The 13,890-nt window shown below is 66.1% G+C and carries 13 protein-coding genes; 11 read left to right on the plus strand and 2 right to left on the minus strand.

Annotated elements, in window-relative coordinates; translation table 11 throughout:
* The first annotated feature begins 269 nt into the window (after positions 1-269).
* The 11 genes from HY699_15875 (at position 270) to HY699_15925 (ending at position 12,410) form a co-directional block, all read left to right on the plus strand.
* On the plus strand, positions 270-1,292 hold the full coding sequence (locus HY699_15875) for a glycosyltransferase family 2 protein (protein ID MBI4517284.1): 1,023 nt from the start codon (positions 270-272) through the stop codon (positions 1,290-1,292).
* Between the two features lie 61 nt (positions 1,293-1,353).
* Positions 1,354-2,277 carry a glycosyltransferase family 2 protein gene (locus tag HY699_15880; protein ID MBI4517285.1) on the plus strand — a complete coding sequence of 308 codons (924 nt, stop codon included), beginning with the start codon at positions 1,354-1,356 and terminating at the stop codon, positions 2,275-2,277.
* 6 nt (positions 2,278-2,283) lie between these two features.
* Entirely contained in the window at positions 2,284-3,381 is a 1,098-nt protein-coding gene (locus HY699_15885; protein ID MBI4517286.1) for a glycosyltransferase family 4 protein, read from the plus strand.
* Complete coding sequence (locus HY699_15890) at positions 3,378-4,310, plus strand: glycosyltransferase family 2 protein (protein ID MBI4517287.1); 933 nt, start codon at positions 3,378-3,380, stop codon at positions 4,308-4,310. The genes HY699_15885 and HY699_15890 overlap by 4 nt, the downstream gene beginning before the upstream one ends.
* On the plus strand, positions 4,307-5,233 hold the full coding sequence (locus HY699_15895) for a glycosyltransferase family 2 protein (protein MBI4517288.1): 927 nt from the start codon (positions 4,307-4,309) through the stop codon (positions 5,231-5,233). The genes HY699_15890 and HY699_15895 overlap by 4 nt, the downstream gene beginning before the upstream one ends.
* 33 nt (positions 5,234-5,266) lie before the next feature.
* Entirely contained in the window at positions 5,267-6,085 is an 819-nt protein-coding gene (locus HY699_15900; GenBank protein MBI4517289.1) for a class I SAM-dependent methyltransferase, read from the plus strand.
* Positions 6,086-6,094: 9 nt separating this feature from the next.
* Positions 6,095-7,039: a glycosyltransferase family 2 protein gene (locus tag HY699_15905; protein ID MBI4517290.1), complete on the plus strand. Its 945-nt coding sequence runs from the start codon at positions 6,095-6,097 to the stop codon at positions 7,037-7,039.
* Positions 7,040-7,049: 10 nt separating this feature from the next.
* Positions 7,050-7,973: a glycosyltransferase family 2 protein gene (locus tag HY699_15910; protein ID MBI4517291.1), complete on the plus strand. Its 924-nt coding sequence runs from the start codon at positions 7,050-7,052 to the stop codon at positions 7,971-7,973.
* Between the two features lie 12 nt (positions 7,974-7,985).
* Positions 7,986-8,825, plus strand: coding sequence for a methyltransferase domain-containing protein (locus HY699_15915; protein ID MBI4517292.1), 840 nt, complete (start codon positions 7,986-7,988; stop codon positions 8,823-8,825).
* A complete protein-coding gene (locus tag HY699_15920; protein ID MBI4517293.1) occupies positions 8,822-10,240 on the plus strand; it encodes a flippase in 1,419 nt (472 codons plus the stop codon). The genes HY699_15915 and HY699_15920 overlap by 4 nt, the downstream gene beginning before the upstream one ends.
* 19 nt (positions 10,241-10,259) lie before the next feature.
* Positions 10,260-12,410, plus strand: a complete 2,151-nt coding sequence (locus HY699_15925; GenBank protein ID MBI4517294.1) for a sulfatase-like hydrolase/transferase — start codon at positions 10,260-10,262, stop codon at positions 12,408-12,410.
* A 6-nt stretch (positions 12,411-12,416) separates the two neighbouring features.
* On the opposite strand, the gene HY699_15930 is transcribed toward HY699_15925, so the two are convergent.
* A complete protein-coding gene (locus HY699_15930) occupies positions 12,417-13,040 on the minus strand; it encodes an acyltransferase (protein ID MBI4517295.1) in 624 nt (207 codons plus the stop codon).
* A 19-nt stretch (positions 13,041-13,059) separates the two neighbouring features.
* Complete coding sequence (locus HY699_15935; GenBank protein ID MBI4517296.1) at positions 13,060-13,767, minus strand: acyltransferase; 708 nt, start codon at positions 13,765-13,767, stop codon at positions 13,060-13,062.
* Positions 13,768-13,890 lie beyond the last annotated feature (123 nt).

Consider the following 13,890-nt stretch of genomic DNA (forward strand, 5'->3'; position numbering starts at 1 on the left):
ATCTTCCAGCTGCCACACCCGCGTTGCCAGCTGTGAGGTCACCCCAATGTACAGCGTGCCGTTCCGTTTGCTGGCCAGGATGTAACGCAGAACAGCTTGTCCATAGCGCCAATCGCCAAACTGGATTCCCGTTCCGCGCTTTCGCGGGAACGACGGCCATAACACCGAACCACGTTACCCACAAATTTGTCGCGCACCCGTGCCGTAGGCGGATGTTGCGAAATTGCGTTGACATCGCTCGCGGGGCTGTGCCAGGCTGGTATCTCGTCATGGTCACGCCTTGCCACAAGCTCATCGTCCAGATCCCTTGTTACAACGAGGAGGAGCACCTCGCTGCGACGCTGAGGGACTTGCCGCGCACTGTCCCGGGCATCGAGCGGGTGGAGATCCTGGTCATTGATGATGGCTCGACTGACCGCACCTCCGAAATCGCGCGCCGCGGCGGCGCGGATTACATCTTGCGCTTTCCAAATAATCGGGGCCTGGCGCGCACGTTTACCGCCGGCGTCGATGCCTGCTTGCGGCTCGGTGCAGACGTGATCGTCAATACGGATGCCGATCATCAATACGCGGGGGCCGATATCGCTCTGCTCGTCCGGCCGATCCTCGAAGGGCATGCCGAGATGGTGGTGGGGGACCGGAACCCATCTGCCTTGCGCCGCTTCAGCCGCTCCAAGCGCTGGCTGCAGTATTACGGCAGCTTCGCCGTCCGCACTCTCTCCGGTACGAGCATCCCCGACGCCACCAGTGGCTTTCGCGCGCTCAGTCGCAACGCCGCCTTGCGCCTGAACGTCTTCTCCGATTTCACCTACACGCTGGAAACCATCATCCAGGCGGGCAAGAAGCGCCTGCCGGTAACCCATGTGCCGGTCAGCACCAACGAGCCGCGGCGGCCCTCTCAGCTGTTCGCCAGTTCCTGGAGCTACGTGAAACGATCTGCGGGCACGATGCTCCGTATCTATGCGCTGTACGAACCGCTCAAAGTGTTCTCGTACGTCGGCGGCCTGATGATCCTGTTCGGTACCGCGCTCGGGATGCGGTTTCTATACTACTTCTTCACCGCCGGTGGCGCCGGGCACCTGCAATCGTTGATGCTGACGGTGCTGCTCATCATCGTCGGCTTTCAGATCGTGCTGATCGGGCTGGTCGCCGATCTGATCGGAGGCAATCGCTACCTCATCGAGGATCTGCTGTTTCGCATCCGCCGCATGGAGTTGGGCGATCGCACCAATGACATCGAAGCCTGCGCTACCGGCGGCGAACTGCGCAAGGTCGAAGGTGGTCGGCTGTGACCGGCCGCGGTGCCGTGGTATCGGCGCCCACGCAGTTTGCCGGATCTAGCTTTATCCCCGAATGGCCGTGGCAGTGACCGTCGGAGTCGTGACCGCGAGCTGGAATGGCGGCGCGCACACCGACCGATGCATCGCCTCGGTGCGAGAGCAAGCCCTGGCGGCGTGCCGCATCTTCCTGGTCGACAACGCCTCGGGCGCCGCGGAACGGGCTCGCTTGCACGCCGCCTATGGTTCCGACGACGCCATCGAACTCATCGATCTACCCGAGAACCGCGGCTATGCCGGGGGCAACAACGTCGGCATTGAGCGCGCCCTGCACGCCGGCGCTGACTACGTCCTGGTGCTGACGCAGGACGCAACGCTGGCGCCCGGCGCGCTGGCGCGCCTGCTGCAGGCGGCACGGCAATATCCAGCCGCCGGCATCTTGGGCCCCAGAGTCGTGGACCGGCAAACCGGCCGGGAGCAATCGCGCGGCGAGCGGATCGTGCTGCCGCTGCTCTGCCTGCCGCGAACACTGTTGCGCCACCGGGGCCACCGCCGCGAACCGTACCCGGTCTCGGGTCTACTCGGGTGCGCCTTGCTGTTGACGCGCCGCTGCCTCGATGGTGTCGGTGCCTTCGATCCCGAATTCTTCGCCTATTACGAAGAAGTCGATTTGTGTCTGCGGGCGCGCCGCGCCGGCTTCGAGCTGCGCTGCGTTCCCCAGGCGCTGGTGACCCACGACGGCCTGCGGGGCTTTGGCAGCGGTTTCACGCCGTTGAGCGCCGAGCTGAAGAGCCGCAACCTCCTCCAACTCGTCCGCAAGCACGGCCGCTGGCGTGACTGGCTCGGCTTCTGGCCGCTCTACGCGGCGCTGATCGCCAGCAGCATGGCCTGGTACGCAGCCCAGGGGCGCCGCGAGATCGTCCGGGCTCTCGGCCGAGGCGTGCGGCAGGGCTGGTATGGCGAGACGGGTGGGCCGTCTTCGGCCACGCCAGCGGTCTAACGCGACATGCGGGTTGCCATCGGTGCGGTGTTGGGAACCTTGGGAGGTCCCGCGACCTATGCGCGGGAACTCGTCCACGCCCTAGCTGCCAGCGAAGCCGACACCGAGTTCATCGTCATCACTGATGCCCCGCAGGCCATTCGGCAAGCGCGCCGAAACCTCACCGTGGTCAAGGCCCCGCTGCCCGGTCCCTTCGCCCTGCCGCTGTGGGACCACGTCGTCGTCCCGCTGCTCGCCCGCCGTCATCGTCCGGACGTTTATCACGGCACCAAGGGGGTCTTACCGCGCCGGCTCGGCTGCCAACAAGTAGTGAGCATTCACGACTTGGCGGTCTACCATTTTCCCGAGACCTTCGCCCGCCCGCAGCGCTGGCAGCAGCGCTGGGAGCTGCCGTGGGCGGTCCGGCGTGCCGCCCGGGTTATCGCCGACAGCCAGCACGCGCGGCGGGATATCGTGGCCCACTTCGGACTTGACCCCGGGCGCGTGGTCGCCATCCCCTTGGGCGCGTCGCCGGTGTTCGGCGCGCAACCCGCGGCCGACGAGTCCGCAATCGTCGCTCGCCTGCGTCTGCCGTCGCGCTTTCTCCTCTATGCCGGCACGATTCAGCCGCGCAAGAACATCGAGCTGCTGGTCGAGGCCTTCAGCGGCTGGGCCGGAGCGGCAGACTGGCAGCTGCTGATTGCCGGACGCCGGCGCCCGACCTATCGTCCGGAAATGATCGACCACCCGCCGCCACGTGTGCGCCTCCTAGGGGCGGTGTCGGACACGGAGTTGGCGGTGCTCTATCGACACGCCCGCGCCCTGATTAGTCCGTCGGCTTACGAAGGCTTCGGCTTGTCGCTGCTTGAAGCCATGAGTTGCGGCTGTGTTGTAGTGGCCGGCGCCAACAGCGCGGCGGTTGAATTAGTCAGCGGTGCAGGCATGCTGTTGGATCGGCTGGACGTGACGGCGATTCGCGCAACCTTGGACATACTGGCGGCCGACCAACAGCGCTGCGAGCAACTGCGCGCTGCTGGTTTGGCGCGCTCGGCCGACTTCTCCTGGCCGCGCACGGCCAGTGCCACCATGGCTGTGTACCGCGCTGTCGCCGCGGAGGGTCGATGAGCGCCGACTCGCACATGCCCAGCGTGGCGGTGATCGTGCTGAACTGGAACGGTACCGCGGACACCATCGAATGCCTCACCAGTCTGCGGCAGAGTACTTACCCGCGCGCCGAGATCGTCGTCGTCGACAACGGCTCGTGCCCGTCGCCGCGAGCCCGCATCCAGTCCGAGTTCCCGTCGGTGACCTACCTGGAGAACCCGCGCAACCTCGGTTACGCCGGCGGCAACAACGTCGGGCTGCGTTACGCCGTGCAGCATAATCACGACTACGCCTTCGTTCTCAACAACGACACCTGCGTAGAGCCAGGATTTCTATCGGCAGCGGTAGCGGTGGCCGAGCGCGATCGGCGCATCGCCGCGGTCGGCGCCAAGGTGCTGGCGTTTGAGGACCCCGGTACCGTGTGGGTGGCCTACGGCAAGTTGATCTATCGCAAGGGGTTGGTACGGCTGGTGGGCTACTACAAGCCGGACAACGGCCGCTTCGACAAACAGCGTGACGTCCATTGGGTGCCGGGCACGGCCGCGCTGTTGCGCCGCAGCGCCATCGAGCAGATCGGGCTCTTCGACGAAATGTTCTTCGCCTATCACGAGGACGTTGATTGGTGCACCCGCGCGCGCGCGCAGGGCTGGCGCGTGGTTTACGCCCCCAGCGCAACCGTGTTGCACAAGGGACACCGCAGCACCGGCGGCAAGGCTTACGTTAGCCCACGGCAATACCTCTCCGGGCGCAACATGGTCTTGTTCGTGTGCAAACACGCCAACTGGTATCAGCGCATCAAGTTCACCACCTTTCAGGTGACCACGCTGCCGCTTCAGTACCTCTGGCGCTGCCTCAGTGGCGAGCAGCGCGGTGTGGTCCTGAAAGCGCGCGGGATGTTGGATGCCCTGCGCGGCCGGCCCATACCGCTCGCCGAACTGGGGCTGCAATGAACCCCGGGGCGACGCCGCCGCGCGTGGCGGTTGTTGTACTGAACTGGAACCGCACGGCTGACACCATCGAGTGCCTTGCGAGCCTTGCTCGGGTCACCTATCCGGGGGCCGAGATCGTAGTGGTCGACAACGGCTCACGCCCCTCGCCACGCGAGCAAGTCCTGGCGCAGTTTCCCTCGGTGACCTATCTGGAAAACCCGCACAACCTGGGTTACGCCGGCGGCAACAACGTCGGCCTTCGCTACGCCCTTGCCCACGGCCACCAGTACGTCTGCGTGCTCAACAACGACACCGTGGTGGAGCCGGATTTCCTGCGCGCGGCTGTCGCCGCGGCGGAGAGTGATCCGCGCATCGCGGTGGTCGGCGTCAAGGTCCTGGCCTTCCGCGATCCCTCGAAGGTGTGGGTGGCCTACGGTAAGCTTACCTATGGGCATGGGCTGGTTCAGCTCGTCGGCTTCTACGCCGACGACAGCCGCTTCGCGGTCGCATGCGACGTGGATTGGGTTCCCGGCACCGCCCTGCTATTGCGGCGCAGCGCCTTGGAGCAGATCGGGCTGTTCGATGAGGAGTTCTTCGCCTATCACGAGGACGTGGACTGGTGCACTGCGGCGCGCGAGGCGGGTTGGCGTGTGGTCTTCGCACCGAGCGCGCGAATCCTGCACAAGGGTCATGGCACCTCCGGGCAGGGATACGTCACGCCGCGCCAGTATTTGTCCGGCCACAACATGGTGCTGTTCGTCCGTAAGCACGCCCGCTGGTATCAAGCGCTGCGTTTCTTGGCGGCGCAGCTGGCGGCGCTGCCGCTGCAATACCTGACTCGCCGGTGGCGAGGAGAGCAGGCCGGAGTGTTTCTGAAGATTCGTGGCATGTTGGACGCGCTGCGAGGCCGGCCGTTGCCGCTGGAGGAGTTGGGCTTGCGGTGATGAGCTGGTTGCCTTGCGCGGCCTCCGCCTGAGATGAGCTTTACCTACTACAACGTGCGTACCAACGTGGATCCGAGCCAGGAGTTCTGGATTCACAATGCCGACAGCGTCGAGGATGAAGTAGCGCTGTGCGCCTACGAAACCACCCTGGAAGTCGTGCAGGCCGCGCTCCCGCGGCAGGGCGCGATCGTCGACGCCGGGTGCGGTCTGGCCCGCTGGGTGATCTACCTGCGCCGGGCCGGCTTCCCGGTTATCGGTCTCGATCTCTCGCCGCAGCCCCTGGCCTGTGCGCGCCGGGCCGTTGGCGCGCTGCCGCTGCTCGCCAGCAATACGGTGCACCTGCCGTTCCGTGATGGAGCGCTGGCGGCGGTGCTTTCCTTCGGCGTGATCGAGCACTTCGAGGCTGGCCCACAGGTGGCGCTACGCGAGTTGTGGCGGGTGCTGCGGCCGGGTGGCGTGGCGATCGTTGCCGTGCCGTACAATAACTACTTCCGCCGCCTGCTGATAAATCACCTGCGGCGCTTGCGCGACTGGCAGAAGCGGCGCGCTCGGTTGCCGCTGCAGTTTGCCGAGTACCGTTTCAGCGCCGGCGAGCTGCGGCGGTTCTTACAGGAGACTGGCTTCGAGGTCGCGGCCATGCACCCGGACGATTTCCGCCTGCCGCTGGGTAAGGGCCTGTTCGCCGACTCCGGCGTGTTCTTCGGCTACCGCACCGGGCTCTATGACGTTAAGCCCGGCCATCGCCACTGGCAGATGAACGGCCGCGGCCGCTTGGTCAAGACGGTCTTGGACCGGCTTTCGCCCTGGTGGACCGCCGGCGGCGTGCTGGCGGTGGCTTACGCCCGCAAGTAAGTTAATCCTATGCGCGTCGCCGTCGTCATCCCGATGTGGAATCAGCTGGAGCTGACGCAGCGCTGCCTGCGGAGCGTCGCCGCCCTCAAGCGGCCCGCCGACCAGGTGATCGTCGTCGACAACGGCTCCGCCGATAATGCGCGCAATGGGTTGCAAGCGAGTTGGCCGGACGTCGTGGTCGAGCGGCTGGAGTGCAATCGCGGCTTCGCCGGTGGCTGCAACGCCGGCATCAGGCGCGCGCTGGCGGAAGGCGCGGACGCCGTCTTGCTCCTGAACAACGACGCGATCGCCGCCCCGACTCTGCTCGACGAATTGCTCGCCGTCCTCAACCAGCATCAACGGATCGCAGCGGTCGGCGCCAAGACGCTGACCGATGAGTCGCCCCCGCGCATTCATGCGGCGTACGGAGTGGTGACGTTTCACGGCTCGCTGGTTCGAGTTGAAGGCTGGCTGGAGCCCAGCATCGACAAATTCAGCCAGACGCGCGACGTCGACAGCGTCAGCGGCGCCGCCATGCTGCTGCGGCGCAGTGCGCTGGCGGCGATCGGGCTCTTCGACGAGGACTTCTTCGCCTACCACGAGGACGTGGACTGGTGCGCCCGCGCGCGGCGCTACGGCTGGCGCATTCGCTACGCCCCGGCCGGGCTGGTATATCACCGCATGCATGCGTCCACCGGAGGCGGATACGTGAGCCCGATCACCTACTTGATCGCCCGCAACAGCGTGCTGTTCGTGCGCAAGAACGCCAGCGCGCGGCAAAAGGCCACCTTCGCGGTCTACACCCTGGGCAACCTGCTCAAGGAAGCCGTCTACCGTTGTCGAATGCGCGAACTCGCGGGCTACCGGCTGCGCTTGCGCGGGTTGCGCGACGGACTGCTCGGCCGGCCGGTACCGCTGCGCGCGCTCGGACTGTCGGCATCCCCGAGCACTGAAGGGTCTTCGGCGGCGAAATGATGGAGCAGCAGTGACAACTCCCAAGGTGGCGATCGTCATCCTCAACTGGAACGGCCGCGACGACGTGCTCAACTGCGTCGCTACGCTGCCTCGCCTGACCTACCCGAACTACGTGGCGACGGTGGTGGATAACGCTTCGAGCGACGGCAGCGTGGCGGCGTTGCGCGAGCGCTTTGCGCAGCAGCGCGTGCTGGTGATGGAGAAGAACCTCGGCTTTTGCGGCGGTAACAACCGCGGTATACAAGACGCCTTGGCCCAGGGTGCAGAGTACGTGCTGTTGCTGAACAACGACACCGAACTCCATCCGCAGCTGGTGACCGAGCTGGTGCGCGCCGCCGAAACTGACCCGCAAATCGCCGCAGTCGGAGCCAAGAATCTGCGTATGGAGAATCGGGCGGAAGTCTGGGGAGCGTACGGCGAGCTGACCTACGGCAAGGAATTGGTGCGGGTCGTTGGACAGGACGCGGTCGACGGCCCCGCCTTCAGCGGCATGCGCGACGCCGACTGGGTTATCGGCAACGGCATCATGATGAGCCGTAAAGCCATCGAGGCCGTGGGTGGTTTCGACGAAGGCTTTTTCGGCTACCACGAAGATGTCGACTGGTGCATGCGTGCCCGCAAGCAAGGCTTTCGCATCGTCTTCAATGGCGATGCCGTCATCTATCACAAAGGGTTTGGGGCGGCGCATCCGGGCCGGCCGATCCCCTTCCCGGTGCTGTACTTCCTGGGCCGCAACGGCATCTTCTTCGCCCGCAAGCACGGAACGCTTTGGCAACGCGCCCGCTTGACCGTGCTCTTCTTCGCCGACCTGACACGGCTGCTGATCGCGGGGGTGATACGGCGCGAGCGGCTCAAGCCCTACCTGTGGCTGCTGCGCGGTTTCGTCGATGGCGTCACCGGGCGCTTACCACTGCGAGCACTGAAGCTGCAGTAGGGCGCAGCGGCAATGCCCTTTGCCATCTACGTCCCGTTCTTTCCCGGTCACGAGCCTAATGTGATTTTCAGCCGCGAGGCCGAGATTGCCGACTACTCGGCGTATCTCGCCCTGGCCGAGCAAACGACCTCGGCCGCGGTGTTCGAGGCGGAAGTGCCGGCTGACGGACCGGTCGTCGATGCCGGCTGCGGCGGCGGCCGCTGGCTGGTGCGCCTCCATCAGCGTGGCCGCCGCATGATCGGCTTGGACATGCACCGGCCGGTGCTGCAGCACCTGCGCGAGCAGGCGCCGGCGGTGCCGGTGCTCTGCGCAGCGGTGACGGCGCTGCCGTTCCAGGCCGACGCGCTGGCGGCGCTGATTTCGCTCGGCGTCGTCGAACACACCGAAGCCGGGCCGGCGGCGGCACTGCGCGAGTTTGCCCGCGTCCTGCGTCCGGGCGGCCGCTTACTATTGTCGGTTCCCTTCAACAACCTGCTGCGGCGACTGGTGGTGAACCATTGGTATCGGCGCTACAACAGCCGGTGGGCCGGGCGCGGCTACTACTTTGTCGAGTACCGCTTCACGCGCCGTGAGATTCTGGCTGCGCTGCGCCGCGCCGGAATTCGTCCCCTGAGCTGCCACCCGCACGATCTCAAGCCGCCACACAACGTCGGCCTGGTGGCGGACCTCAACATGCTGTCGATTCGCTTCGAGCAAGAGGGCGCCGCCCTGCGGTTGCGCCTGCCGCACGGTGGCGAGTGGCGCTTGCAAGGCTGGCGGGCGTTGGCGGCGCGACTGCTGTATCGGTTCTCGCCTTGGCTGGGTGCGGCCGAAATCCTGGTGGTGGCGGAGAAGCCAGGAGCCTCACGGTGAGCACCCCGCGCCGTCTGCTGTCGAACACCGCTGTGGTGGTGGCGGGCGCGGCGGTCCAGCGGCTGCTGCATTTTTGCACCACCGTAGTGCTGGCGCGCGGCCTCGGCCACGAACAATTCGGCATCTACTCGTTCGTCGCGGCGTACATGTTCATCTTCACCTTTCTGGTCGATCTCGGTTTTGAACGGGTCATCACCCGCGAGATCGCCCGGCAGCCGAAGCGCGCCGGTGAGTTGATCGGCACCGGCTTCGCCATCCGTGGCGTCTTGTCCGTGGTGGTGGCGGCGTTGGCTATCGCAGTGGCGTGGGCGCTGGGTCTGCCGCAGCTGGCGCAATGGTGCGTGCTGCTGGCTGCTTTGGGCATGCCGCTGTCGATCGAAATACTGGTCCGGGGCTTCTTCCAGACGCGCTTCGCTATGCACTACGTCTACCTCCTCACGCTGCCAGGGCAGCTGGCGTTCGTCGCCCTTGCCGGGGTCGTGATTTGGCTCGGTGGCGACGTGCGGGCGGTGATGGCGGTGTCGCTCGTCACCGGTGTGCTGACGGTGGCTTTGATCCTGCGCGTCGCGCTGCCGCAGATCGGGGTGGTCTGGCGCCCCAATCCGGCGCTGCTGCGCTATCTCTGGCGCGAGTCGTGGGAGTTGGGAGCGGTGACGCTGCTGCTGCTTATCAGCATGCGGCTGGATCAGCTGCTGCTGTATTGGCTACGGGGTGTGCACGAGGTGGCACAGTACTCGGTGGCGGTGAAGGTCACCGAGGCGCTCAACCTGATTCCCGAGTCGGTGATGGTGACGGTATTTCCGTTGTTGGCGGCGACTGAGCGCTCCGCACCGGAGCGTTTCCGCCGCATCTATCAGCTGGCGGTCCGTTACTTGGTGGCGCTGGTACTGCCGGTAGCGCTGGTGCTGACGCTGGCCCGCGACGCCCTGATTGCCGTGCTGTTCGGGGATGCTTACGCCGGGGCCGCTGGAGCGCTGGTTCTACTGGCGTGGTGGATGTTCTTCTCCTACACCGCGGCGGTGTACCTGAATCTGATGATCGTGCACAGCCAGCAGCGCATCATGGCGGTGGTCAGCGCTATTGCGGTTGCCGTGAATATCACGCTCAACTTGTTATTGATCCCACGTTGGGGCGCCGCAGGCGCCGCCGCCGCCAACCTGGTGAGCAGCGCGACCAGCTTCGTGGCGTTCGCTTTGGCGCCACAGACGCGGGCGATCATGCAGGTCTGCTGTGCCGAATCCGTACGGCCGCTGGCGGCAGTGCTGGCCACCGGCGTAGTCGTGTGGCTGCTGGCAGCGCCTCAGTGGCAACTGGCCGCAGCCGTACCGCTGTACGTCACCGCCCTCGTCATTACCGGCGGCATTGATCGGCGCGATTGGGCGTGGGTAAACCGGCTGCGGGAGCCGACAGCCTGAGCGCCGGGGAAGCCTGCTGATGCGCCGAGCACTCCTGCCCATTGCCGCCGTCGCGATGTTCACCGGGGCCGCCGTGCTCTACCACCAGCTGGCCCGCCCGCGGGTGAACCTCCCGAGTGAGCGAGCGCTCAAGCCATATTACCGCTTGGTGGATGTCGTCGTGCAGGGTGCTCCAGGGCAGGGCAGGGTGGAAACGCATGATTTACCCGCGGCGGCGATCACGGACGAAACTCGCTACGTGCTCGCCGCTCCACGCCACGCTCGTGTCCTGTTGCAGACCCGAGTGGGCGTGCCGGCCGACGGCCGCCTCGTACTCTCCGCCCCAGTACCGGAAATCCTAGAGCCGGCCTCACGCATTGTGATTATGCCGCAAGCCCGCATCGGCGGCCGGTGGACCAAGCTGCCCGTGCAGGTCGTCGGCGCGGAGGCAATCGAGGGCCGGCAGTTCCTGCGGGTTGAACTCGAGCTGCCCGGGCCGGCACGCGGAGCGCAGGTTGACGTGCACGTCGACGGCTATGTGCCGGCCGAAGGAAGCACGAGCAGCGTGCGAACCGCGGTGCTGCCAATTCCACCGGGCGCTGAAATGGAATTGGCTTTCGGAATTCTGGAGCCGGCGTGGAGTCAGGGTAGCGTCTCGTTCTCCGTCAGCGCTTGCGAGCAGGCAGACTGCGCCGTGATGTCTTCCGATACACTCGACCCCGGCCGTAGCAGCGGGCAGGGTTGGCAGCATCGCCGGCTCTCGCTTGCCGCGCTGGCTGGCAAGAGCGTCGCCTTCGTGTTTGACACCGCCCATGCGGCGGCGAGTGAGCGGGCGTTCTCTTTCCCGGTGTGGGCCAACCCAACTGTGTATGTTCCATCGGCTCGTAGCCGCGACGATGTGAACGTGATCTTGCTGTCGATCGACACGCTCAGAGCGCAACAGCTGCCAAGCTACGGCTGCCGCTACGACACCGCGCCTTTCATTGCGGAGACCTTCGGCAACGGCGGGGCGACCTTCGAGCGGCTGGTGGCCGCCTCTGCCACCACCCCGCCGTCCCACATGACGATGTTCACGGCGGTGCAGCCGTGCGTGCATGGCGTGAAAGGCGGGCTCGAGGTCATCCCGCCGTGGCTGGTTACCGTAGCCGAGGTGCTGCGGGCGGCGGGATTCGAGACCGGCGCCGTGACCGAAGACGGGGCCCTGGGAATGAGCCCGAGCTTTCGCCGCGGATTCAACACCTACAGTGAAAACAAGAGCGCTGACGTCTGGTTTCCCGAAGGGCAGGTTGATCTCACCTTCAGAAAGGCGGCGCAATGGCTGGCGCAGAACCGGGATCGGCGCTTCTTTCTGTTTCTGCACACCTTTCAGGTCCACGCCCCCTACGCCCCGCCGGCAGCCTACCAACATCTGTTCACCAAGGGTGATGCCGCCACTCGGGGCGAGCCGTCGCCACCGCCAAACCGTGATCTGATCGCTTACAGTCAGGAGATGCGCTACACCGACGATGAGCTGCGCGCGCTGTTGGCTGCGCTCGCGGCCGAGGGGCTAGGCGCCAACACCATCTTCATCCTGCTCTCCGACCACGGCGAGGAGTTTCGCGAACATGGGCTGCAAGGACATGGCGACCAGCTCTACGAGGAGGTGTCGCACGTGCCGCTGATGTTGTGGGGACCGGGGCACATACCGGCGGGGCGCCGCATTCGTGTTCCCGTCGGGCACGTCGATCTGATGCCGACGATTTTGGAGCTCGCGGGAGTGAAGGGGGCAGGGCAGGGGACCGGCACGAGCCTGGTAAGCCTGCTACGAGACCCCGCCGCCGAGGCGGCGCTGGCGCCGCGCGCGCTCTTCGCCGAGGCCGCGCTGCCGAGCTTCGAGCAGCCCCATCGCCGGCCCACGTACATGATGCAAATCGGCACGAGGAAGTTCCTGCGCTCCTGGCGCGGCGGGCTGCCGGTGTACGAGTGCTACGATCTTGCAGCCGATGCCGGCGAACTGCGTAACCTCTGTGCCGCCAGCGGGAAGCCCACGGACAAGCTGGCCGAGCGTCTCGATCACTACGAAGAGGATTGCCGCGCCCAACTCGCCGGCCTGGCGCAGCGGGCCGCGCAGCCGGTGGGCGTGGCCCCGGCCGAGGTCCATCTAGCCCCCGAGCACGAGGAGAAGCTGCGGGCACTCGGCTATCTGCCGTAAGCGTGCTCAGTCCCCCCGCCGCAGTTGCCGGATCACGCGCGCGGGATTGCCTGCCACCACCGTGTAGGGTGGAACACTTTCCGTGACAACGGCACCGGCACCGACGATGGCACCCCGGCGCAGCGTGACGCCCTTGAGTATGGTGGCGCGCAGCCCGACCCAAACGTCGTCCTCGATCACGACGGGGGCGCTGGCGTACGTGACGCCCCCGATCGGCCCAGGATGTGGGGTCAGAGCGAAAGGGTGGACATCATTGTCGAAGATGTTGCCGCCAATCCAACAGTGATTGCCGATGGTAACCGAGCGCGCCACGCCGATGACCTGCTGGCCGAAGAAGGTGATGTGGTTCTTCAGCGTGAGACAGGCCGGATCGGTGGCGCTGCCGGCGAGCACGAAGTGCATGTTCGACCCGAACTGCACACCTTCGCCGATGTCGATTATGCCGTCGCCGTCGATCCGGGGCGCGGCCCCCTCGAGCCGTAGCCCGTCACCCAGCCCGCGGCAGCGGTAGCGCAAGGCCGGCTCGTAGATGAGGAACTGGGCCAGGAACGAGCGCAGGTTGGATAGTAGCGGCTGGGCGTGGAAAAGCACGCTGCACAGCGCCGATTGGGCAGGATTAAGGTCGGCCATGCTCTGCCTGCGCCAGGGTTCAGCCGCCCGCGGCGGTGTCGGCATCCGGCCTGCGGCCAACCAGCTGCGCGGGATTGCCTGCCGCGATCCCGCCGGGCGGCACATCTTCAGTCACCACCGCACCAGCGAGCACCACGGCGCTGCGACCCAGAGTGACGCCCTTGAGTATCAGTGCGTTGGCCCCGATGCGAACGTGATCTTCAATTACAATCGGGGCGCCCTTTACCGCCGCCGGGTCGCCCAAGCGCGCCCGGCGCAGCTCGGGGTCGAGCGGGTGCATGTCGTTGTCGTAGATGCATACCCCGGGCCCGGTGTGAACGTGGTTGCCGATGCTGACGCCGCGGACTGCTGAGACGATGTTGCGCAGGCCGAGTCGGACGTGGTCGCCAATGCAAAGCCGTGGCGGTTCCGGCAAGCCGAGTCCGACCAGAAGGAACGAGCCCCCTCCGATTGTGACATCGTCGCCGATGTCGATGACACCGTTGCCCATCACCCGCGGGCCGGGGCGATCGAGACGAAGGCCGGCACCGACACGCCGGCAACGATAGCGCAAGCCCGGTTCATAGATCAGCACCTGCGCCACACCCGAGCAAAACCCCTCCAGCAGCAGACGGCTGTGGAAAAGCAGCCCGCACAGCCAACGTGGCAGCGGGAGATGCACGCGCCCGCGCAGGCGCTCGAGCTGCCAGGTGAGACGCACCAACGGGTGCACTGCGTTACCGGCCATGGCGCTCAGGCGATAAGGAAATGCGGCGGCGGAGTCAATCGCCGGGGCCGCCAAGGCGAGATATGGGTGTGCGACAGATCTGTGGGTAACGTGCAGCCGACCGGGCAAATCCTCACCAGTCTG

The organism is Deltaproteobacteria bacterium (genome assembly GCA_016210005.1).
Lineage (GTDB): Bacteria > Desulfobacterota > Binatia > HRBIN30 > JACQVA1 > JACQVA1.

Excerpts from the sequence above, each read along its gene's own strand:
- HY699_15935 (MBI4517296.1), bottom strand. The coding sequence starts at position 13,767 with ATGGCCGGTAACGCAGTGCACCCGTTGGTGCGTCTCACCTGGCAGCTC.
- HY699_15880 (MBI4517285.1), top strand. The coding sequence starts at position 1,354 with ATGGCCGTGGCAGTGACCGTCGGAGTCGTGACCGCGAGCTGGAATGGC.
- HY699_15915 (MBI4517292.1), top strand. The coding sequence starts at position 7,986 with ATGCCCTTTGCCATCTACGTCCCGTTCTTTCCCGGTCACGAGCCTAAT.
- HY699_15925 (MBI4517294.1), top strand. The coding sequence starts at position 10,260 with ATGCGCCGAGCACTCCTGCCCATTGCCGCCGTCGCGATGTTCACCGGG.
- HY699_15890 (MBI4517287.1), top strand. The coding sequence starts at position 3,378 with ATGAGCGCCGACTCGCACATGCCCAGCGTGGCGGTGATCGTGCTGAAC.
- HY699_15885 (MBI4517286.1), top strand. The coding sequence starts at position 2,284 with ATGCGGGTTGCCATCGGTGCGGTGTTGGGAACCTTGGGAGGTCCCGCG.
- HY699_15875 (MBI4517284.1), top strand. The coding sequence starts at position 270 with ATGGTCACGCCTTGCCACAAGCTCATCGTCCAGATCCCTTGTTACAAC.
- HY699_15905 (MBI4517290.1), top strand. The coding sequence starts at position 6,095 with ATGCGCGTCGCCGTCGTCATCCCGATGTGGAATCAGCTGGAGCTGACG.
- HY699_15895 (MBI4517288.1), top strand. The coding sequence starts at position 4,307 with ATGAACCCCGGGGCGACGCCGCCGCGCGTGGCGGTTGTTGTACTGAAC.
- HY699_15930 (MBI4517295.1), bottom strand. The coding sequence starts at position 13,040 with ATGGCCGACCTTAATCCTGCCCAATCGGCGCTGTGCAGCGTGCTTTTC.
- HY699_15900 (MBI4517289.1), top strand. The coding sequence starts at position 5,267 with ATGAGCTTTACCTACTACAACGTGCGTACCAACGTGGATCCGAGCCAG.